The sequence below is a fragment of the Ferdinandcohnia sp. GQ5 genome (assembly GCF_059759275.1).
In genome coordinates this window covers 34442-56907 of sequence record NZ_JCAXEW010000020.1, presented here as the reverse complement: position 1 = coordinate 56907, position 22466 = coordinate 34442, and the positions used below count along the sequence as shown (strand labels likewise).

Genomic DNA, 22466 nt, shown 5'->3' with positions numbered 1-22466 from the left:
TAATTATGTGATTATTATAACAAGTTTGTAAATGAAGTGCAATAGGTTTTGTAACTTTTTGTCGAAGTTTTTTTATCGGCTGACTACTTGATTTATTATACATACCTCATCATTATTTTGCAATAGTAATATTAAAAATATATTCACGTTACTTACATAATTAATACAAAACATCATAAAATTAACCTTTATCAATATAATAATCGTTCTAAGGGACTGCCTGATTTCTTCATGGCAGCCCTTTCTCTTTTCATAAATTTGTTTTGACTTTATAGATTATTAGGAGTAGATTCATATATATATTCAAATAATCAGATATTCTATTATTCAGAAGGAAGGATAAAAATGCTACATAGGTGGGCTTTTTCAGGGAGATTTAAAGGGTATTCGGTTCATTCTTTTCAAAAGGATCTTATTTCTGGCGTCGTTGTTGGGATTATAGCAATTCCTCTTGGAATGGCATTCGCGATTGCTTCAGGCGTCAAACCAGAATATGGGATTTACACGACCATCATCGCGGGTATTCTTATTTCACTCTTTGGAGGCTCCAAATACCAAATCGGTGGACCGACTGGTGCTTTTATTCCGATTCTATTTGGGATTGTTGCAACTTATGGATTTGAAAATTTATTAATTGCTGGTTTTATGGCGGGTGTTCTTCTATTCTTAATGGGTCTTTTTAAACTTGGGTCTTTAATCAAATTTATTCCACGACCTGTTACTATTGGATTTACATCAGGAATTGCAATTATTATTTTTGTTGGGCAGGTACCAAATTTTCTTGGTCTTGATAAGATTGAGAAACATGAACTATTTATAGATAATATGAGAGAGATTATATTTCATATTCGAGAGATTAATATTTATAGCATTCTAACGGCTACGATTTGTTTAGTTGTACTGCTGTTAACTCCAAAGTTCTTTCCGAAAGTACCCGGTTCATTAATCGCTTTGCTTATTTCTACTGGTATCGCGACTATTTTTTACCCAACTCAAGTTGCTACGATTGGGTCAACATTTGGGGATATTCCTAGCAAACTACCAAGCTTTCAATTTCCTGAGATCACATTTGAACGAATTAAACAGTTGATTCAACCGGCATTTGTGATTGCAATGTTAGGAGCAATTGAATCTCTTCTTTCTGCTGTTGTTGCAGACGGTATGACAAATAGTAAACATAATAGTAACCGTGAATTAGTTGGACAGGGAATTGCTAATATGGTTACCCCTTTATTTGGTGGGATTCCAGCAACTGGTGCCATTGCAAGAACGGCAACCAACATTAAAACAGGCGCTGTTTCACCTTTTTCTGGTGTTATACATGGTGTCGTTGTTTTGCTTGTCTTACTTTTATTTGCACCGTATGCTTCAAAAATTCCTTTAGCAAGTATGGCCCCAATTATTATGCTAGTTGCTTGGAACATGAGTGAGCGCCGTGTTTTTTATCATGTGTTACAAACAAAAACGGAAGATTCTCTTGTACTTGTTGTCACCTTTCTACTCACCGTCTTTATGAATCTAACTGTTGCGGTGGAGGTAGGACTCATTTTAGCAGTTGTACTTTTTACTAAGCGAATGAGTGATATAATAGTAACGGAAAAAGCTTTACCAAACCCAGAATCTAAACATGAAAAAGTAGATAGTCGTGTTGTGACTGATTCTCATGATTGTCCGCAAATAAGTATTTATAATGTGGAAGGTCCTCTGTTTTTCGGGGCTGCTCAGGCTTTTGAACAACAGATTATGAGTTCAATCAATTACAAACCAAAGGTTCTTCTCCTACGTTTAAGTAGGGTACCTTTCATGGATACAACAGGAGAAGGGCGATTAGCTAGTATTGTTCAGGACTTTTCAAAGCAAGGTATTGTTTTAATCTCAGGGATCAAACCACAACCAAAAAGCGTTCTTCATAAAACCGGGTTATATGAGGTAATCGGTGAGGAAAACTTTTTTGAACATACAGGTGATGCCATTGATTATGCCCTTACCCAGATTAACAACAATAAATGTTTGGGTTGCAGACACTTTGCTTTTAAAGAATGTCAGGCTCTCTCCGGAGTCCACGAGAAAGTAGTGAAAAACAGAGGTATTTCTATGAGTTAATGTAGAAAGTGAGGTAAGGTAGTGAATTTAGAAATGCAACAATTCAAGGCTGACTTTTTTAAAGCTCTCGCACATCCATTGAGGATTCGTATCCTAGAGCTTCTTGCTGAGGGGGATAAAAATGTGAATGAAATTCAAACCCTTATTGGAAGTGAAGGGTCAGCCGTGTCCCAGCAATTAACCGTACTCCGTGCTAAAAATATTGTCTATGGAACGAAAGACGGTAATCGTGTTATATACTCACTAAGAGACCCAATGATTGTCGAACTTCTCTCGGTGGCAAAACAAATTTTTAATAATCATCTTGTAAATACCATTTCCCTACTTGATAAAATCGGGGAAAATGAAAACTAATAGAAAACGGCTAAAATGATTGAAACCATTTTAGCCGTTTTATTCGTTTACTTTACTAGTGGGAAGCCGAATCCTGAAGCAATGTCATCACCATTTCCGGCATATTGACCAGCAGTGATATCGTTACTTTTTGCACGATTTTGCATCTCAGTTCTTAATTGCAGGTTAGTCATACTTGGATTTTCTGACCATATTTTTGCTGCTAAACCTGAAATATGAGGTGTTGCCATTGATGTACCGCTGATTGTGTTGTACGTACCGTCACTCCAAGTTGATTCAATAGCACGACCTGGTGCTGACAGCTCAACATCTCCTTCTCCAATCACATAATCACCATCTGTTGTTGGATTTCCTCTAGAAGAAAAATCGGCAACACGGTAAGAACCATTCTGCAACACATTTTCTAATGCCGCTACAGCAATTGCATTATGAAGTCCACCAGGGTATTCAATAGTATTAGGGGCTGGACCGCTATTGCCAGATGCTGCGACGACTAATGCTCCATTATTGAATGCATACGTAACAGCATCAGCAATTAATGAGCTTTTCCCGCTCGATCCTAATGACATTGAAATAATGACCTTGACTCCTTTTTGCTTCCCTTCATCGGCTGCATGGCGTATGGCTGCAGCGATATCATCTGCATATCCGGAGCCACTATTTCCTAATACTCGATATGCCCACAGCTTTGCATCAGGTGCAACTCCATATATTCCATTTCCACTACCCCCATTGGCTAATACGGTTCCGGCAACATGTGTTCCGTGGCCATTTTTATCGTTACACGACCCATCAATTATTGGAGATTTTCTTTGGCTGAAATCCTTGCATTGCTCCACATTGGCTTGTAAATCAGGATGATTAATATTTGTACCCGTATCCAATACAGCTACTCTAATATTGTCTCCACCATCCGTCACGGAGATAAACGGATCATTATATATTGCTTCGATTCCCCATGGGGTGCGGTCGGAAGGTACTGCTTCTCCACCAGCTTTTGGTTTTGCAGTAATTGAAACCTGATCAACAAGCTCTATCTTTAAATTTTTATTTTTTAATAAGGCTTTGTACTGTTTTTCATTGACCGTTGTTGAAAAGCCTTTTGATTCAAAATCCCATCGTGCACCATAAGTAGTTTTTAGTTCGGATTTATCATTTTTATTGAGTGGTTGAATTAATACGCGTAAATCATTGTTTGAGGACTCGTTCTGTTCAGGAGCGGCAAACACTCCGCTGGCTAAAAGAGAATAAAACATAATCGCGATAAGAAAAACTGACAGTAGCTTTGAAATTGATTTCAAAAACATCCCTCATTTCTATAATATGTAGATAATGGATGGAATCAGTTTCAATAATCTTGGGTTAATTTGAAGTTGGATAACTAGAAGGTAAATTGGCAGGAAAGAAGAACAAATTTTTAACTTTTCACCACCTTTTATTTTTTGAATATTCCGCCTATTCATTATAATAGAAGAACCTACTTTCTTCATTGGTTCAAAAGAACGTTTTTATATAGAAGTGACAGGGAAAATATGACTAATTAAAAAAGGCTAGCTCATAATGAACTAACCATTAATCTGGTAAAAATTCCTCACCAAAATTATTGATGATAAATCTTCTTTCTTCAGCTTCATTCATTAAACCATACGCTTTTCCTATCGTTCCGTTTTGGTAGTCCCAAAAATAATTATGATCATCATCTGCTCGACTGAAATCACCATTTTTCCAGCGTTCAGCAATGGCTAAGAGCTGTTCTTTTCTAGAAAAATCGCTTTTGGAAATGATATCATAAATCTCATGGATGGTATCGGGAATCATCGGTGTTGCACCCCATTTATCTTCGGCTTTCACCTTTTGATGGGTCATATGATGCATCACTTTGATAACTTCATGTTCATCTGGTGTTTGGCTTAATTTCAAATCATATGTGATGCCACCAATTTTCTTAGTCTGCTCTTTAAAATCATTCGCATTACTGGATTCCTGCTTCGATGAAGAGACTACTTTTTGATTATCAGCACTGTCGAACACATTAAAAACACTGAACATCAAACCTACTGAAACCGCTATTAAAAGCACAAAACCTATTATCCAATATTTCATCATTTCCCCCTCTAAAAGCACCATATTCTTACTTTTAAGTATTATGTATCCATTTCTCATATTAGCATAAAATAAATGGTTAAATAGCGTTATTTTCTTAAGTGACGTATCTTAAGGATAAAATTAGGTAAAAATACCTACAAACAAGTCGGAGGTTTATTTTATTGAGTTTGGGATTATGGGCCTATCTAGTATTATTTCTTTTAGGATTAGCGATTTTAGCAATTGTATATTGGAAAGTTAGGTCGGGTCGTCTTTTTATTCTTTATTTTACCGTCACTGGTACCACTCTTTTATTTGATTACTTCGTCTATCTTTGGGGAAAAGCTTATGTTTATAAATTAGGTGTGTTAAACAATGAATTAGATTCACATTTAGGTGCAATGGTTAATGGCCTTGTGCTCCCTGCGTTTGCAGCTTTATTTGTCGTTTTGAGGTGTAGGTGGTATTGGAGCATTCCGTTAGCTTTATTTTTCACCTTAATTGAACTCATTTTTACTAGATGGGGAATTTTTGAAACTAATTGGTGGAGCCCCTGGTATACTGTTGTTGGTTTAGTTATTTATTTTCCTATTGCAAGACTGTGGTGGGTACATTTAAAAAAGAAATGGATTCACTTTGGAACGTTACTTTTATCATTTTATGGTATATTTATACCCTTACATTATCTGCTCCATGCAGTTATTGGCATAAGAACCTACCATATTGAATGGCTGGAGCAAATACATCGAGGTAGTTCTGCCATAACAACGGTAACGAGTCTTATTTTTGCTTTTTTACTTACTTATTTAAGTGTAGTTAATGCAAGGAATGGCTGGTATCTTATTATGATTGTTTCATATATTGCTTACGATATAGTTTTGAAAACGACCGGTGTTTTCAAGGCTAAACATACGATTCTAGATTATCCATTAAGCTTTCTCTCCTTCTTCCTCGGATATCTTTTTGTTAGGTATGCAGATCGAAAAATAAAAAACCTTAAAAAGGATACCTAGTCTGGGATTTGATACAATAGATAAAAAGGCTAGGAGGAGAAAAAGTTGGATCAATTCATGAAAAGGGCAGTTAATCTAGCCTTACAAAATGTAAATGAAGGTGGACAGCCTTTTGGTGCAGTTCTTGTAAAGGATAATGAGATAGTATCTGAAGGTGTAAATGAATTGCATAAAGTACATGATGTCAGCGGACATGCCGAATTGCTTGCCATTCGTCGTGCACAAGAAAAATTACAAACGAATGACCTTTCTGGCTTTACCATGTATGCTAGTGGTGAGCCCTGTCCGATGTGTTTGACGGCAATATACTTTGCAGGTATTGAAAATATTTATTTTTGTCAATCAGTTGCTGAAGCTGTAGAGGTAGGATTAGGGAAGTCTACGTTTATTTATAATGAATTAAAGAAAAAGAGAGAAGAACGCACTCTCCAAATGACACAGATGAAATTATTGGAGGGGCAAGAAAACCCCATGTTACATTGGAAGCAAAAATGATAAATTAAGATTATGCCTGTCCCCGAATTATAGTGGCAAACAGGCATACTATTTTTAAAGTTTTTTAGTTAAACATATAATCCGATTCGCTTCTTGAAACCCATTACTTAAATGAAAATTCAAGCTTATATTATTCTCAAGTTCCACATCGCTTGCAAATTCTTTACACCCTTTACTCTTCGCCCATTTCTCACAAGCAGATAATAGCTGTTTCGCAACTCCTATCCTCCTGTATTCTTCCTTTACAAAAATACCTTCAAGATATCCTACCGGGCTGCTTTCGGTTCCCTCAACATAGTCCATTCGTAATTGGCATTGAGCAAAACCTATTGTATCATTCTCTGATTTAGCTAAATAAATGATCGCCTTTTGGTCCAGAATCAGCTCAGAAAACTCACTAGTAAGTTCACTTTCTACATTATCTGGCCATAACCGTAATGCAAGTTTCGTAATTGCTTTTACATCATTATTAATAGCCTTTACTATTTCCATAAATTCCTCCTAAAATAGTTTCTACTATCTTGAACGTCGGCTATAATCGCGTTCGATTTCTTCCTTCCAGCTTCGGTCTATTTTCTTCCCGCTGCGCAGATTTGTGACAGCCTCACTTACCATTTGATAATTCAATTGTGTCCCTTGTTCATCAGCATGGTAGTCAACGGCAAAATCCTCATCAATTCCAAATTGCGCAGCTGTTGATACGGCATCAATATTCGCACCTAAGAACATGAATTCCCATCCATATTTCTCTTTTTGGTTTTGAACCATTTTTTTAATTTTTTCTGCTGTAAATTCACGGCTTGCATTTTCCATTCCATCTGTTGTAATTACGAATAGTACTTTTTCAGCTCGTTCATTATGACTCGTGTGTTTTTGTACATTGTTTATTTTTTGGATCGTAAAACCGATTGCATCTAATAATGCAGTGGTACCACTAACCGCGTAATCTTTTTCGGTGATTGGTGAAATTCCTTTCACATTAATTCGGTCATGCAATATATCATAATGGTGATTAAATAGAACGGTTGTGACAATTGCTTCCCCTTCCGCTTTCTTTTGCTTCTTTAGCATTGAGTTGTAACCACCAATTGTATCGGCTTCAAGTCCTGCCATGGATCCACTCTTATCTAAAATAAACACTAATTCTGTTTTCATCTGTTATCCTCCGTTCAAATTTGATTACATTGTAAGGATAACAAGATTAAAAACAGTGCAGGTCGCTTCAAAAGCGACATTTTTTATGCACCTAATAACGGTTGGTCGAACATAAATAAAGCTTCATTGATTTCATGAATATTATATTTTGCTTGTTTAATAAAAAATTCAATAATAATGTCAAATTTGCTGCTATGGGTCAATGTGTAACCAGCAGCGGACAATAAATGAATGGTTTCTTCAACATCCAATTGTAATGCAATCGCAAAGGCAATCGCTGTTTTCTTTTTAGGGGTGTAACCAGCATCTTTACGAATTTTGGAGAACAATCGACGATCAATATTTGCACGCTTATACGTTTGGGCATCAGTCAATCCTCTTTCATCGATTAAACGAAGAAGTCTTTCAGAAAATGATTCATCTAATTGCTTGACGATATCAGCTAAACTGCTATCGACCTGAAGGCTTTCCTCGATTTCGTAGAGTTCGAGTTCGTCCGTTTCCTCCATTGGTTCAGCATGATAGTGTTCAATATTTCTAGCACGGCTAAATGTCGTTTCTATTTCATCTACATAATATTCGTCTATATACTGATTTATGGAAGCAAACAACTTTTTACTAACACCAAATGATGCTTTATCAAAAACGACGAGATAGACAACCATCTCGTGGTCCATCAAAAATGAGCTAATCGTCGATACCGCGATTTGCAGAGCCTCCTCCTTTGGGTAACCATAGATGCCTGTTGATATCAGTGGAAATGCGACGGATTTGCATTTATGCTGATAAGCAAGTTCCAATGATTGTATATAAGAGGACTGTAAGAGCTTTGCCTCGTTCTTAGAACCCCCCTGCCAAATCGGACCAGGAGTATGGATGATATATTTTGCAGGCAGCATAAAAGCATCAGTGATAACTGCATTTCCTACCGGGCAGTTACCAATTTCATCACAAGCAGTTTGGAGTTCTTCAGCACCAGCAGCACGAAATATCGCACCACACACACCCCCACCCATCTTCAGCTCTGTGTTCGCGGCATTCACTATCGCATCAACTTTCATCCTCGTAATATCATTCCGAACAATCTCCAAAGGCATGAGTATCTGCTCCTTTCTCTTGGAAACCGGTTTGTGGGTCACGGGGACAGGTCCATTGTCCCAATAAATAAAAAATGGGACGAGGTACCTGTCCCTCTGTCCCATTATTTTACTATAAATGTTATTCCTTAGGCAGTAGTTGTATTTCCATTGGCTCTGCGTCTTTGCTATCAAATTCTATGACGGTTTTTCCATTGGTAGCGGATATGATACGAATTCGGGCATCGGTTGTTCCTAACTGCCATTCACCTTCAATCGTTATCCTCATTTGCTTCATCTTACTTTCGGAATGGCGCCAAGTCCGTGAATAAATACTTACTTCTTTTTGAACGCCATTTTCATCATATTGATCCTCTTCAATCCCTTCATAGAGACGTAGGTCGGTATCAACAGCACTTAAGATGAGCTTCTCACCTTCCATTTTTGTCATTACCATGGATGGAGTATCAACAGCTTTCACCATTCCATGCTCAACAGCATGATTAACCTCAAATAACGCATATCCAGTGATTCCAGTTGCTTGATCATGTACAATATGTGCATTCCGGTCTTGTTGTAGAACATGATAAGGAGCTAGATCAGCGTTTTCCATGGCCTCAGCAAATGCCTTCATTTCCTCAACTTTTGTTTTAACCAGTACAGCATATTGATATTTTCCATCTTTAGGAGCATGACCATGGTCAATCCATGCTGTTGAAAAGGATCCTGATGTATCTGAACCATCTTTTTGATCCTTAGACCGCTGTTCAGATCGACTAACTGCAAGTGTTTGTCCTGCAGGTACATAGAATCCATTATCCTTATTATCGATTAACCATGCATTATCTGAAAGTGTAAGATTATCTCTGTAAGGGAAATCTGTAATCTCCCCAGTTGATGACATCCAGACTGGTTCATTATCTGCTTTCATATGATTTTGGAATAGCGTCGTTTCTGTCGGATACTCACTATTCTCATTCTCAATGTCAGATCCAAGTGCAACAATCCGATTGTCAAAGAAGAAATAAGATTTTCGTGCACGATGAGTCCCCTCATATTTTGGATGCTCATGGAGCTTCATCGCAAACATACCGTTTTGCCCTTGTAAACTAAGGCTCCCCGAATACGTTTCGTCAGATAACAACATTTCCTCAACCCCACTAAATTTGTCAACGTTTCGTACATCTGAACGTAATTTATCAAGTGGCAAATGAATCGTTGTTGTTCCAGGCCAACGATTCCAATCCCAACCTTCTTGGACATAACCGCTATCCTTATGATTATATGAACCCATTATTTGCATTTGCCCATAAGACATATAACGGCCATATAGATTGGCGTTTTGATAGGTTTCATTCCCCCATAAATAACGACTATAGCCTTTAACCCCTACAAGCCAATCATCTCGTCTGTGGATACCAAGATTCGCATAGTTCATCGACCAATATCCATTTGGATCTGCCTCTGCTGAAACTCCTACCTTCTTGAACTCACGTACCGTAGCATCCTCCTTATCAGAAAGTCTCAAATATGCAGCAGCAACCTCTCGATCAATTTCCTCTTTTCCATCAGGTGTTCCTGCTAATGCCATATATCTATAAGGCGGCAAGACCAAGCCTTGGGTACCAGTTGGGTGACGTCCCGCAACGCTAATTAGCCATTGTGTTTTATTCGAATATAAGCGCATCGACAGCAAAGCCTTTTTCAGTGTCTCATGAGCATCTTCTGCAACTCTAAAAGGAGAATTTGAAAGAACATACATGATTGGAGTAACACCTTTGAAAGCATCATTCGCATATGCAGGATAATGATTCGCATGATGAAAAGCAGAGCCATCCTTCTTAAATGCAGCATCTAACCCTTTCGCAGGTCGAAGTCCTTGAGATAGCCAAGCTGAAAAACTCTCCATATCTCGTATCTTCTCCACAGTATCCTCTTGAACTAGAATACTAGCAAGCATACCATTCAGGGTTGTGTTTAAGATATCAATATTCCCTACCACTTCTTCCTCGGGAGTATATATTTTTCCTGCACCACTTAACCAAAATAATGCTTTTTGGGTTCGGTCTAATCGCTCAGCTTCACGTAACACGTCACGCATGAGAAAAGCGGAAGTATAGAATCCACGAATATTATAACCAAGGTGATGCATAGTTCCCTGTGAACTGCCATCGTTCCAGCCTTGATCTGCTAAATGATCTACTAAATCGATATACATTGTCTTTAGTTCACTTTTTTGATTATCGTCCTCTGTAGAGAGGTACGCATTCGCTACTACTTGCATAAAATCAGTGTATTTTCTAAGGTCAATTGTATTGTTTAAGTTTTTGAAGTCCTCTTTTAATGGTGCAGGAATTTGGTCAAAATGCGGCATAAACAAGGAGCCCCCACTGATACCTCCTTCATCGCTTCGTTTGATGCCGAATGTGGCAAATTCACCACGAATATCATTTAGTAGTGACTCTGTTACTTTTTGCTTTTTAAAAACTAGTTCTGTAAACTTCTCATCAATTGCTCGAATACCTGCTATTGCAGAATCAGAAACTTCCGATTGAGGTTCTGGTGGTGTTAATCTCGAATAGTGCAGCAAGCCGAGCCAGTGACTATTTGCGGCTTCCATAACAGTTGGATTCACAAACGGTACTTGCCGGTCTGGTGTGTGATGACGTGGGTCAAGAGGTGTGGAAAGCATCATGGAGTCAAAATATAATGTGCCTGATGTAGATTCTGGTGCAACAATCGTCATCCGATTCATTTGAGGATGTGGCGTCCCTTCCATATCACGTTCAAAGGAAACCCAAGCAGTACGCCAGCCTGTAAAATTTAGATCCATTTCAAACCAGCTATCCACTTTATTTCCTCTGCCAAATTGGAAGGTGGCTACATCATTAACGGGTTTTTCATTATAGACCCAGACAACAAAGGTATCGATCGATTGGTCCTGATTATTTTCAACATACGGTTTAAAGTTAATTTTTTCTTTTACTGTGAGTCTTGAACCATTCTGAAATTTCCATTTCAATGCCTGACGTCCATCCTTCGAATGCTCATCTGTGGTTTCAAGTGTTCCCTCTTTGGAAGTAAAGGTCTTAGGGACACCATCTTCGAACAAAAATAATGGAATCCCGAGTGCTTTAGCATCCTGTTCCATCTGGTAAGCCCTTTTTACTATATCCTCTTGTTTTGATTCCTCCTGAATCACTTCGGCATGTGCCTTTGAAGCCTGTGGTTGTGTCCCAATGACGACAAGTGGCATCGCCAAAGTAGCTGTTAACGATAACGCGATGATTTTTTTCCCATACCCTCCCTTTGATAAGGTAGGTGCTGTTAGCTTGTCTATTTCTCGCAGAAACTGTCCCTGGTGGTCATTCTTTGATTTCTTCACCTTTACTCTCCCCTTTCAATGCTAATGTGTAAAACGCTTACATTCATTAATGTTAATTAAAAAAGAAAATAAAAAAAGGTGAAAAGATTATACCCCCGCCAAAAAGAATAGGTATATATTCCTGAAATGATAAAAAAAACAAGGACAAGGAATCCCAACCTATGGAATGGGCTCCCTGTCCTATTAATAGATTTCTTTTTCAAAGCTATCTCCGTTACTATATTCGACTTTCATTACTAGTCTGATATTTTCATATTGTTCAACTTGATGGATGTTGAAAAAATGTTCACTATAATCTGGTGAGTCTTCTTTGACCATTTGCAATTCTTCTTCTCCAATTAAGGTATCTCCCTTATATTTTAAAAGGGTTGCTTTTTCTACATATACAGATTTTTCATCAATCTGATAATTAATTAACGTAATATCTAATTTTGATTTAAAAATATGAACATCTGTCTGGATAATTCCGTAATAACTCGTTCTCAAATCCCCTAAAAATTCATTCTGAATCACGCTACTTTTTACCAAATCATCATCATAAGAAACCGTTACATAAAAATGAATCATATCATTCCCATCAATAGCTTCTTTTTCTGATGCCTCTTCACTGTGATAGGAATCTGAAGTAATCAGTCCAACATGCCATTGCGGCTCTTTATCAAATCTAAATGGTACTTTTACCTGAAAAAGACCATTTTGCATTTCATTTGCAGGGAGAGCTTTATATTCCTCACTCTCACTAAAGGTGTAATGAAACACAACGTCTGAATTTTTTTGTAACTCCTTGACCTGCCAATTAAAAATTGCATTCGCTTGGCCATTTGTTACTGCGTTGTTATCAATCTCCATCGTAACCGTACTAATCCAGCTCTGTTCATTCTTAAATTCTTCTAAAGCACTGTACACCTGACTTGCCTGCCCATCAATACTAGAGATAATATCATGTTGAAAGTTCGAAAAATTGCTTACCTGCCCCTCAAGCTGATTCACTTTCGATACTAATGTAAAATTTAACACCAAACTCCCCACCAAAGCCAGCACCACAAAAATCCTAAAATTTCGCTCGATCCCCATCATCTCCCCATAAAAAATAGAAACTTCCGCATAATAACATCATATTCTCCTTACATTAAATATAACAAAATTCTGGGACACAGGGACAGGTCCCTTGTCCCACTGCAAATAAAAAAGGGACTGGAGAACCCCCGTCCCAAAAGAGGGTAAAAATGAGAATTCGTTTTGGTTATGTGGCAAATGCATTAGGTTTATGGGATTCAAGTCCTTCTAAATCATTAACTTTCACACGGTATGCAGCACTTCCTAAAGATGAACGTATGGATAAGCTAAAATTTGTGACCGCACAGAATTTACTCCATACAAAGAGGATTCTGCATTATAATATCGCACATGAAATTGAGGTTTACCGGCTTTCAAGCTCACTTGTCCCCTTGGCCACCCATCCTGAGGTCTTGTGGGATTTCATCACTCCCTTTAAGAATGAATGGGACGAGCTTGGGCGCCTTATCCAACAATTTAATATGAGGGTGAGCTTTCACCCGAATCAGTTCACCCTTTTTACAAGTCCAAGAGATGAAGTCACGACGAACGCTGTAAGCGATATGGAATTCCATTTCAAGATGCTTAAAGCATTAGATGCGCTTGATAAAGGAGTTCTTAATATACATATTGGTGGTGCATATGGTGATAAGGAAACATCATTATCACGTTTTCATCAAAACCTTAAACAACTACCAAATGAAATTAAAAAACAAATGACACTTGAAAATGATGATAAAACCTATGATGTAGAAGAAACACTGATTACCTGTGAAAAAGAAAACATTCCAATGGTCCTCGATTACCATCACTATATGGCAAATATAGGAGACGTCGACCTCTCTCTTTATTTGGAACGTATTTTCAATACTTGGAATGACAGGCCGACTGTACCAAAAGTGCATATTTCATCACCCAAATCAGATAATGCCTACCGTTCACACGCTGATTTTGTGTCATTAGACTTTGTCATGCCTTTTTTAATAATGGCTAAGGAACTTGATGAAGATTTCGATATCATGATCGAAGCGAAGCAAAAAAACCTTGCCATGCACAAACTTGTTGAAGAAATATCGAAAATTAGAGGAGTAAAGCGAACATCTAGTTCAACTGTGGAGTGGTAGGGACAAACAGCCCCTTGTCTCACTTGTAAACATGAAGAAATATGTGAGGTGAATGATTGTGACAAAGGTACGTCTTGGCTACGTGGCAATGAGTACAGAACTTAAGAATGCTTCCCCTTCAAAAACAATGACATATGCCCAATTTCAAAAAATAGAGGACAGAGAGGCTGCGATTCGCAAATTGGAGCGGATTGCCCTTTCCAATTTACATAATACACTTAGACTACTAAAGCATAATGTGGCATCTGACATTCATTTTTACCGGCTTACCTCTCGACTCATTCCTTTAGCCAATCATGAAGAACTGCTTGATTGGAATTATATGAAACCATTAAAGGCAAGTCTACGAGAAATAGGAGATTTTGTAAAAGAACATGATATCCGGGTGGATTTTCATCCAGATCACTTTGTTCTGATTAATTCTCCTCAAGTGGACATTCTTAAAAATTCAGTGCGCACCCTAAAGCTCCACTATCTTCTCTTAAGGGCTATGAGGCTAGATCCCACTCATCGTTGTGTTATGCATGTCGGAGGCAATTATAAAGAAACCGATGTTTCGCTTGAACGTTTTGTTACCAATTGGATGGAGGTTCCGGCAAAAATTCAAAAGATGATTATGCTCGAAAATGATGATACATCATTTACTCTAGAAGATACCCTATACTTATGTGAAAAACTAAATATTCCACTTGTTTTTGATTATCATCATCATCTTGCCCACCATGAGAATCCTAATTGGAAAATGCATTGGGATAGGATTGTGCAAACATGGAAGCATTCACCGCTCCCAATCAAAATGCATATTTCAAGTCCAAAAAGCAAGGAAGCGTTTCGTCATCATTCAGATTTCGTCGATATTGAGATGTTCTTTACATTTTTAAAAGAAATTAAAGGGAGTGTTCCACAAATCGACTGCATGATCGAAGCAAAGAAAAAAGACGCTGCACTCTTTCAACTAATAGAAGAAATCAAAACGAGGGATGACATAGAAATAATCGACGGCTCTTCCTTCTATTTAAAATAATTGGGACACAGGGACAGGTCCCTTGTCCCAAAATAAAAATGGGACAGGTAACCTGTCCCTTTCCCATTAGGATACTAAGTCTCTCATGGAATTATATATGCGTTCTACTACTTCAACACCAGCTTGTTCCCATCTGCTTTTATCGGATATACGCCCATCCTTATCAAGCGGCTCTTGGAATTGATCAAGTCCAGTTGTTGCAGTGACAAATGAGTTTTCATCATGGTCAAGACCAAAATTCACAATATGCTTTATGACATATGGTGTTCCAAATTGAATTTGGGCACTCGAATGATCCAGCATCCCTTCCACAACGAAAAAAGGAACCCGTAAATAAATCGTTTCTCCATTTTCACGCGATAATACCGCATCAAACTTTCCTTGATCGTATTCAAAATTACTACAAAAACTGCATCCATGGGAATCAAATATATCTCTGACCGCGCCAAAGTTTGCTTTTTTCCCATCGATTACTGAATTTAATGCAATCACACTATTCACCTCTACTAATCATAGTTACTATTGGTAGTATTTTCAAAATGGGATAGGAACATACATGGTTGCATGAAACCTCTTCTTTTTCCATAATCAAACAGACATAACTTTGGGAATGAATAGCAAAAATGAGTAAAAAGGATTTATCCTTTTTTATAAGGACACAGGCACAAGTTCGTTGTCCAAGCTAATACAAATTTTGGGACGAAGAATCTCTGTCCCACTGTAAAGGTGATGTTATGGAACAAATGTATCAGGCTGGTGATGTTGTTTATGTATTTTATCGAAATCCCCATACTCAAGACGTAGCTAATATCCAAGCAGCAGCTGTTGTAAATCACCCAGAAAGACCGAATGAGTTGGCCCTGTTTCTATATGAAACGTATTATCCATTATCAAATGAGGTTGCTGTTTATTCAACAGAAGAAGAAGCAAACCAAGCCTATCAGTATTACTATGGGGATGTTTCAGAAGGGACTTTCGAATGAAGCCATTTAACCCAAAGCTCATCTATTTTGAACCGAAAGCATTAGATTATCCGTTAGGAAAACAGCTCCTCGAAAAATTTGAAAAAATGGATGTTGAGATTCGATATACCACATCACACAATCAGGTAAGAAACTTACCTGGCGATAACGACTTCCAAAAATACCGTGTCGCTAAATCAACTCTTGTAGTGGGGATAAGAAAAACACTTAAATTTGACACCTCAAAGCCTTCTGCTGAATATGCAATTCCATTCGCAACAGGCTGTATGGGGCATTGCCACTATTGTTATTTACAAACAACAATGGGATCAAAACCATATATTCGTACATATGTAAATGTCGATGAAATTCTAGAAGCCGCTGATCAATATATGGAGGAGCGCGCCCCAGAAATAACGAGGTTTGAAGCATCCTGTACATCTGACATTGTAGGGATTGATCATTTAACACATACTCTAAAAAGAGCGATCGAACATTTTGGTGAATCAGAGTATGGCAAACTACGGTTTGTGACAAAATTTCATCACGTCGATCATTTATTAGATGCCAAACACAACGGCAAAACTAGGTTCCGCTTTAGTATGAATGCTGATTATATTGTAAAAAACTTTGAACCTGGAACATCCCCATTAGAAAAAAGAATTGAGGCTGCAGGTAAAGTTGCAAGGGCTGGATATCCTCTTGGGTTCATTATAGCCCCTATCTACCTCCATGATGGATGGGAAGATGGATACTATAAGATGTTCGAGCGTTTAGAGGCAGAATTACCACCAGAAGCCAAAAAGGACTTAACTTTTGAATTTATTCAGCACCGATTTACCAAGCCAGCAAAAAGGGTTATCGAAAAAAATTACCCAATGACTAAATTGGAACTGGACGAAGAAAAAAGAAGGTATAAGTGGGGTAAATACGGGATTGGGAAATACATCTATCAGAAGGATGAAGAAGAGGATATTAAAAAACACCTCTATTCGTATATGGAAAAATTTTTCCCTAACGCAAAACTAGAATACTTCACATAAATCAAGGTAACAATACCGTTGGACAAGGTATCCTTGTCAGGGACAAAGGGACAGGTCCATCGTCCCCAAAAAATGCAGAGGTGAAAATGATGGCAAAGCAAAAAGGAAATAACAACGCGAAACAACAAAGAAATAATGATGTTGGTTCAGGATCAAGATACCATGAAAAACATGCGAGCCATGTTCCAGATTATGGTGCTAATAGCATGGACCCAAATGCAAAGGGATACAAATAAGCTTTCGAAAAGAGGAATCAATATTATGGATTTTGAAGCGAGAAATTCAACGGAGGCTGCCCTCCTTGATTACAAGACCGGTATTGGTACTTTTACTCAAAAAATGCCAAAGCTTGCTGAATTATATAATGCTTTTACAGAGGAATGTTTTAAAGAGGGAGTATTATCTCAAAAACAAAAACAACTTATTGCTTTAGGAATAAGTCTGTATTCACAAGATGAATATTGTATCATCTACCATACAAAAGGCTGTTTAGATCAAGGTTGTTCTGAAGAGGAAATTCTCGAAGTTGTCGGTGTAACCGCTGCGTTTGGTGGAGGAGCAGCCATGAGTCAAGCCGTTACCCTTGTTCAGGATAGTATTGAAGAATTGAACCAATTAAAACAGTAAATCTTTTAACCCAAAGACAGTCTTCTAAGGCTGTCTTTTTTCCACTAAAAAACACACCCTTTAGTGTTAATGAGTGTGTCATACGATGATTTAGAGTTCATCCATTAAGTAAGGCTTTTATCTCTTCTGCATGTCTCCGACTTGTATCGATTACCTTTTTAGCTATTTTCCGGCTTTCTGGATCAAGGTCTCCCTTAACAAGTTCCTCTGAATATTCAACTCCATATTTATCTAGCCCTTTTATAGCATCTTCCATAATATCTACTGGATCGTCGGAAAGCATCATTTTATGCATGGAGCTGTGTATTCTTCCTGAAAGACCCTCGTTGTCCGCAGGCACACCATTTAAATTCTGGATTCTTTCAGCGATTATTTGAGCATTTTGCTTTGTCTCTTGTTGCATCGCTTGGAACCTCTGTTTTAACACAGGATCGTTAAGATTTTGAATATGATGTTCAAATGCACGAATGCCCATATAACATCCTCTTAATAAAGTGTTTAGTTCCTCAACCACGATTTCGTTATTATTCATATTCTCACACTATTCCTTTTTCCCTTATTATGAAGAATCGAAAAGAAATTATGCATGAAGAGGAAACCACTATACATGCACCTATCCTAATTTTAGACATAAATTGGATAATGATAACTATATGTCGGGAGGACTCAGCATGGAGAAGAACAAAACGCCACAAGCCGCAAGAGCAAATTGGCATTTGTGGGAAATCATCGGGGTTATTTTAGTTTTTGGCTTACTGCTTATTTTATTACTTTCTCCTAATTCTATGTCTACGCTTTTCGATACCATCATTCAAGAAGTAAAACCAGTTGTTGTAGATATTTTCCTCACAAGTGAAATTGGTATCGCTATTATTGTAAGCGTTATCGTTGGTAGGATACTAGAAAGATTAGGTTTTACAGACGGGTTAATTCGGATTTTTGTCCCCATTATGAAGTGGTTTAAAATCAATCCTTCAGTCATCATTCCCAGTGTATACAATATTCTTGGAGATATAAATGCAGCTGGAAAAATTTCTGGACCGATTTTAGTAAAGGCAAACGCTACAAAGGCTGAACAAAAAATTGCCGTTGCAACCATGATTCAATCACCCCAATCCTTTGCTACCTTTGTTCTTGGACTGATTGCTCTTTCCGTTTTTGGAATAAATGCCTTTCCATTAGTAATTTTATCTATTTTTGTTCCAATTGTGATTGTTCCACTCCTTCTATCAAGAACGATATATCGAGATACAAAAAAAGTAGAACTTACCGAGTTACCACGTTTTACACCCAACACACGGTTTTTAAACACGATTTTTGCATCAGCTAAAGAAGGTGCAGAACTTCTCTTTCTTATTATCATCCCTGCTGTAGCTGCTGTATTCTTTTTCATCGGCGCATTAAAATTTGCGGGTGTCTGGAGCTTCATTGAATCAGGTCTTTCTTCAAGTCTAACGTTTCTAAGTATCGAACCTGCTACTGGAATCGTTTCCGTACTTGCTGCACCAACATTGGCAGTTGCTCAACTTGCTGACCTTGCTGCAACCATTGATCCCCGATTAATTGTTGGTTCGTTTGTTCTTGCCAATTCAGGATTGCCATTATCTGTCATCTTTGGTCAGGTTCCTGTCACTTGGGCTGAAACCTCAGACCTTACTGAAAGAGAAGCACTTGGTGCAGCCGTAATTGGACTGATTATCCGCATTGCCACAGCCTGTGTACTCGGCTACTGGCTAACTCCATTTTTGGTGTGATGGTCGATGAAATATATTATTCGCGGAAAAAAACTCATTACAGTTTCAGAAGCGGGGACGATTGAAAATGGTGGAATGTTGGTCGAAAACGGATTAATTAAAGTGGTAGGTACCTGGAATGATTTAATAACTCAATACCCTGATGTAGAGGTGGTTGATTGTTCAAAGCATGTGATTACACCATCGCTTGTTGACTGTCATACCCATTTACTTGAGTTTGCGCCCACCTCGCTTTATCCGGTCACTCCTGAGACCCATTTTATTGCCGGAAAAGGAATTCTTTTTAAAGCTTTATCCTCTGGGATTACGGCAATAGGTGAGCAAATATGTGGTCATCCACTATGTGATTTTTCTATAAGTGATTATCGTGAAGCAGTGGCTGATTTTCCAATGGATATCTCGTTTGCAACGACAAGCATCTCCATCGGCTTTGAAGAACTTGCCCATTTCACATCAATTACCGAATCAACGGCCGTTACACTAGCTGACTTAACTTCATCCACTCTTGTAAAAAAAATAGCCGAAAACAGTGATTATCCAGGTGAAAATATATTTATCAATGCCACCCCAGCTAATTTTACAGAGGATGTAGTACCAAAAGCAGGCGAAATCATTTATACCAGTCAACAGCTGCAGGAAATTGTCACTCTATTTCATGAAACGGGTAAGAGAATTGGTTGCCATGTTGCCGGTAAAAAAGGGATTGATCTGACCCTCGAAGCAGGATTTGATGTCTTGCACCATGCCCACGGGATTACAGATGAGCAGATTGATCAGGCTTCTGGGAAAGGAATACAAATTGTGGCAACTCCTATGGGCGGAACACATCTACCACCGAACTCACCTGCGGAAATTAAGAAGTTGGTACAGAAACAGATTCCTGTGTCTATTTCAACAGACGCATACTTGCCACCTTATCCTGGGGTTCCATGGCTGCCGTTTCAGGATTGCTCTTTAAAAGGGCCCGATTCTTTGATGCTAATTGCTGGGCCTGCTATGAAACGTTTAAAGGAGAACTATAATGAAAACGATATTCTTGCATTATTAACTGCAAATCCAGCTAGGATCCTAGGTAAAGAAAAACATTTCGGGATGTTAAAACCAGGACTCGAAGCCAATTTCCTAGTCGCCGAGGGCATACCTGGTTTGGAAATAACAGATGTAGAACAAATTAAAAAAATCTACTATAAAGGAATCAAAGTAATTGAACGAGGCTGAGTGGGTCGTAGGGTTGTGGGTCAAGGGGACAGGTCCCTTGTCCCTGTAAATATATGGTGGAACTAGGGGCCCTCTTTCCGATTATATTAATTCTTTAGCAAGTAATCTGTATACATTTAGTCGTTTTTCTTGTGAATGCGGGATGCTACAAATCATTGCTTCGTCAAAGCCATATACCTGCTGCTCTTGACGAAGTCTTTCAGCTACTGCTTTAGCTGATCCAACTAAGTGAAGTTTTTTGCGATTTTCTTGTATCGTCATTCGTTCCACTTCGGTTAACGGATAATCTTGTGCTTCCTCTGGAGTTAACACCTGTCCAAGCTTACCTCTCATCAACCATAGTCGCGCTATGTCATGTGGCAATGCTTCAAACTCAGCTTCCTCTTCTGTCTCTGCAGTGGTAACCATATAGGAAACTGTAATCTGTGGCTTTTCCATGAAGACGGTTGGTTTAAATTCTTCTTTATACAATCCTAGTATATCCTTAGTCATCTCCCCACTGAAAAACTGTGCAAAGGAATAACCAACACCCATTCTTCCTGCCATGACAGCACTGTTTCCTGTTGAACCTAATAACCATGCTTCAGGCAGTACAACTTGAGAAGGGGTTGCGATTGTATTTTTATAGAGTGGATGGTCAGGTACTTCGTCTTTGATCATATACAATGCTTGGTCGAATTTTTCGTACATATTATTAATCATTGGTTGGCGACCTTCAGATAATGCATAAATTGCGTATTGATCCCCACCTGGTGCACGCCCAACTCCAAAATCAATTCTTCCTGGAGAATATGAACTTAATGTTTTGAACACCTCGGCAAGCTTTAATGGGGAGTAGTGCATCATCATGACTCCACCTGTTCCAATTCGGATCCGCTTTGTTTTCGCCGCCAAATGTGCTACAGAAATCTCAGGAGCAGAACTAGCATATGAGCCGGTTCCGTGATGCTCAGCCATCCACATCCGATGGTATCCTAATTCATCAGCCAAGATTGCTAGTTCCTCAGCTTTCTTCAACGCATCCGCAGGAGAATTTCCTTTAGTAATCGGCGCTTGATCAAGAACACTTAATCTCATTTCAGAATACTCCTTTCTATGTAATGGTAACAGGAATCCATGTCTTGTTAGGAAAAATATGGTGGGACGTGGGACCTGTCCCTCTGTCCCAATTTGTCTGTCTCTAAAAATAAAGTGCCAGCATCCTTCAAGGGGCTAGCACCATTTTTGATTTAGTTTGTTTTTGCGAAATCGAGAAATGCTTCAATTTTACTATCTAAAAAGCTTAGTGTTGACTCGTCAACGAGTTGTCCAGTTTGTTCATCCACTTTTTGTTGTACAGTGTTAATTAGAATTTCATTAGCACCTGGAGGTAAAATATTTGCTTGGATACCTGGGGCAACTAAAATATCACGTAAATGCAATTGAGCACGAATCGTTCCCATCATCCCCGGAGTAGCTCCAAGTGTCATGACCGGTTTGCCGATGAATACTTGCTCCACGCGTGATGTCCAATCTAAGGCATTTTTTAATACACCAGGAACCGACCAGTTGTACTCAGGTGTAATAATAATAACACCGTCCGCATTGGCAATGGCTGCTTTAAAATCCTTTACAACCTGTGGCGGATCTAATTCATCATCTTGATTAAAATGAGGTAAAGCACCGATGTCAGGTATTTGCATGTTCAATTTATCCTTATATCGTTCTTGCATGGTTTTAGCGACTTGCATATTAAATGAATTTTTTCTCAAGCTTCCTACGAGTGTTACGATGTTCATTCCTTTTACCTCCCAAGAATTAATAACATTAACACTTTCACATTATAGTAATTTGTCCCATTTTTCAAACACATTGCTCTTCAAGCATTAACCAAGACATAAACCAAATTGACAAAAAAGCGTAAGCCTCCCAGAACAGCAAAAAAAAAAACACCAGCCCCTCCCCACATAGGGTAAGTGACTGGTGGGCCGTAGGGACAGGTCCCTTGCCCAA

At 38.4% G+C, this 22466-nt stretch carries 23 protein-coding genes; 12 read left to right on the top strand and 11 right to left on the bottom strand.

The genetic code is table 11. The features are described 5' to 3' along the window. Window positions 1-345 precede the first annotated feature (345 nt). Window positions 346-2103 (top strand): sulfate permease, encoded by a 1758-nt coding sequence (locus tag AC6CHV_RS21145; RefSeq protein WP_498079622.1) that lies wholly within the window; start codon window positions 346-348, stop codon window positions 2101-2103. A 21-nt stretch (window positions 2104-2124) separates the two neighbouring features. Continuing rightward, window positions 2125-2457: a metalloregulator ArsR/SmtB family transcription factor gene (locus tag AC6CHV_RS21140; RefSeq protein ID WP_121448829.1), complete on the top strand. Its 333-nt coding sequence runs from the start codon at window positions 2125-2127 to the stop codon at window positions 2455-2457. Window positions 2458-2504: 47 nt separating this feature from the next. On the opposite strand, the gene AC6CHV_RS21135 is transcribed toward AC6CHV_RS21140, so the two are convergent. Both AC6CHV_RS21135 and AC6CHV_RS21130 read right to left on the bottom strand, forming a co-directional pair. Continuing rightward, a complete protein-coding gene (locus AC6CHV_RS21135; protein WP_498079621.1) occupies window positions 2505-3764 on the bottom strand; it encodes a S8 family serine peptidase in 1260 nt (419 codons plus the stop codon). 265 nt (window positions 3765-4029) lie between these two features. Next, complete coding sequence (locus AC6CHV_RS21130) at window positions 4030-4560, bottom strand: DUF6241 domain-containing protein (RefSeq protein ID WP_498079620.1); 531 nt, start codon at window positions 4558-4560, stop codon at window positions 4030-4032. Between the two features lie 164 nt (window positions 4561-4724). On the opposite strand from AC6CHV_RS21130, the gene AC6CHV_RS21125 reads away from it, so the two are divergent. Together AC6CHV_RS21125 and AC6CHV_RS21120 are read left to right on the top strand one after the other, a co-directional pair. Then, on the top strand, window positions 4725-5555 hold the full coding sequence (locus AC6CHV_RS21125) for a hypothetical protein (RefSeq protein ID WP_498079619.1): 831 nt from the start codon (window positions 4725-4727) through the stop codon (window positions 5553-5555). 45 nt (window positions 5556-5600) lie between these two features. Next, window positions 5601-6050: a deaminase gene (locus tag AC6CHV_RS21120; RefSeq protein WP_498079618.1), complete on the top strand. Its 450-nt coding sequence runs from the start codon at window positions 5601-5603 to the stop codon at window positions 6048-6050. A 54-nt stretch (window positions 6051-6104) separates the two neighbouring features. Here AC6CHV_RS21120 and aac(6') read toward each other — a convergent pair whose 3' ends face one another. The 5 genes from aac(6') to AC6CHV_RS21095 form a co-directional block, all read right to left on the bottom strand. Beyond that, window positions 6105-6542 carry an aminoglycoside 6'-N-acetyltransferase gene (gene aac(6') / locus AC6CHV_RS21115; protein WP_341332619.1) on the bottom strand — a complete coding sequence of 146 codons (438 nt, stop codon included), beginning with the start codon at window positions 6540-6542 and terminating at the stop codon, window positions 6105-6107. A 24-nt stretch (window positions 6543-6566) separates the two neighbouring features. Beyond that, window positions 6567-7205, bottom strand: a complete 639-nt coding sequence (locus tag AC6CHV_RS21110) for a vWA domain-containing protein (RefSeq protein WP_498079617.1) — start codon at window positions 7203-7205, stop codon at window positions 6567-6569. 83 nt (window positions 7206-7288) lie between these two features. Then, window positions 7289-8302, bottom strand: coding sequence for a macro domain-containing protein (locus AC6CHV_RS21105; RefSeq protein ID WP_341332621.1), 1014 nt, complete (start codon window positions 8300-8302; stop codon window positions 7289-7291). A gap of 121 nt (window positions 8303-8423) precedes the next feature. After that, window positions 8424-11666, bottom strand: a complete 3243-nt coding sequence (locus tag AC6CHV_RS21100; protein WP_498079616.1) for a chondroitinase family polysaccharide lyase — start codon at window positions 11664-11666, stop codon at window positions 8424-8426. Between the two features lie 183 nt (window positions 11667-11849). Beyond that, window positions 11850-12683, bottom strand: coding sequence for a hypothetical protein (locus tag AC6CHV_RS21095; RefSeq protein ID WP_341332623.1), 834 nt, complete (start codon window positions 12681-12683; stop codon window positions 11850-11852). Between the two features lie 209 nt (window positions 12684-12892). Here AC6CHV_RS21095 and uvsE (AC6CHV_RS21090) point away from each other — a divergent pair, with 209 nt between their 5' ends. Further along, complete coding sequence (gene uvsE, locus AC6CHV_RS21090) at window positions 12893-13846, top strand: UV DNA damage repair endonuclease UvsE (protein ID WP_498079615.1); 954 nt, start codon at window positions 12893-12895, stop codon at window positions 13844-13846. Between the two features lie 58 nt (window positions 13847-13904). Further along, on the top strand, window positions 13905-14870 hold the full coding sequence (gene uvsE, locus AC6CHV_RS21085) for a UV DNA damage repair endonuclease UvsE (RefSeq protein WP_498079614.1): 966 nt from the start codon (window positions 13905-13907) through the stop codon (window positions 14868-14870). A gap of 66 nt (window positions 14871-14936) precedes the next feature. Here uvsE (AC6CHV_RS21085) and AC6CHV_RS21080 read toward each other — a convergent pair whose 3' ends face one another. After that, window positions 14937-15362 carry a YugN family protein gene (locus AC6CHV_RS21080; RefSeq protein WP_121448841.1) on the bottom strand — a complete coding sequence of 142 codons (426 nt, stop codon included), beginning with the start codon at window positions 15360-15362 and terminating at the stop codon, window positions 14937-14939. Window positions 15363-15604: 242 nt separating this feature from the next. Between AC6CHV_RS21080 and AC6CHV_RS21075 the strand changes: the two genes are divergently transcribed. The 4 genes from AC6CHV_RS21075 (at window position 15605) to AC6CHV_RS21060 (ending at window position 17502) form a co-directional block, all read left to right on the top strand. Then, complete coding sequence (locus AC6CHV_RS21075) at window positions 15605-15853, top strand: transcriptional regulator SplA domain-containing protein (RefSeq protein ID WP_099353271.1); 249 nt, start codon at window positions 15605-15607, stop codon at window positions 15851-15853. Then, the gene (splB, locus tag AC6CHV_RS21070) at window positions 15850-16875 is read left to right on the top strand and encodes a spore photoproduct lyase (RefSeq protein WP_341332626.1); all 1026 of its coding nucleotides are present in this window, start codon (window positions 15850-15852) and stop codon (window positions 16873-16875) included. The genes AC6CHV_RS21075 and splB overlap by 4 nt, the downstream gene beginning before the upstream one ends. Before the next feature lie 89 nt (window positions 16876-16964). Continuing rightward, window positions 16965-17111 carry a hypothetical protein gene (locus AC6CHV_RS21065; protein ID WP_165918263.1) on the top strand — a complete coding sequence of 49 codons (147 nt, stop codon included), beginning with the start codon at window positions 16965-16967 and terminating at the stop codon, window positions 17109-17111. A gap of 25 nt (window positions 17112-17136) precedes the next feature. After that, window positions 17137-17502 (top strand): carboxymuconolactone decarboxylase family protein, encoded by a 366-nt coding sequence (locus tag AC6CHV_RS21060; RefSeq protein ID WP_121448844.1) that lies wholly within the window; start codon window positions 17137-17139, stop codon window positions 17500-17502. A gap of 97 nt (window positions 17503-17599) precedes the next feature. Here the strand turns inward: AC6CHV_RS21060 and AC6CHV_RS21055 are convergent, their stop codons facing one another. Continuing rightward, complete coding sequence (locus AC6CHV_RS21055; protein ID WP_498079613.1) at window positions 17600-18034, bottom strand: DUF2383 domain-containing protein; 435 nt, start codon at window positions 18032-18034, stop codon at window positions 17600-17602. A gap of 139 nt (window positions 18035-18173) precedes the next feature. Between AC6CHV_RS21055 and AC6CHV_RS21050 the strand changes: the two genes are divergently transcribed. Both AC6CHV_RS21050 and AC6CHV_RS21045 read left to right on the top strand, forming a co-directional pair. Then, on the top strand, window positions 18174-19256 hold the full coding sequence (locus tag AC6CHV_RS21050) for a hypothetical protein (RefSeq protein ID WP_341332629.1): 1083 nt from the start codon (window positions 18174-18176) through the stop codon (window positions 19254-19256). 6 nt (window positions 19257-19262) lie between these two features. After that, window positions 19263-20474 (top strand): amidohydrolase family protein, encoded by a 1212-nt coding sequence (locus tag AC6CHV_RS21045; RefSeq protein WP_341332630.1) that lies wholly within the window; start codon window positions 19263-19265, stop codon window positions 20472-20474. A gap of 81 nt (window positions 20475-20555) precedes the next feature. Here the strand turns inward: AC6CHV_RS21045 and AC6CHV_RS21040 are convergent, their stop codons facing one another. Together AC6CHV_RS21040 and AC6CHV_RS21035 are read right to left on the bottom strand one after the other, a co-directional pair. Further along, window positions 20556-21551, bottom strand: a complete 996-nt coding sequence (locus tag AC6CHV_RS21040; RefSeq protein ID WP_341332631.1) for an MsnO8 family LLM class oxidoreductase — start codon at window positions 21549-21551, stop codon at window positions 20556-20558. Window positions 21552-21703: 152 nt separating this feature from the next. Then, window positions 21704-22252 carry an NADPH-dependent FMN reductase gene (locus AC6CHV_RS21035; protein WP_341332632.1) on the bottom strand — a complete coding sequence of 183 codons (549 nt, stop codon included), beginning with the start codon at window positions 22250-22252 and terminating at the stop codon, window positions 21704-21706. Window positions 22253-22466 lie beyond the last annotated feature (214 nt).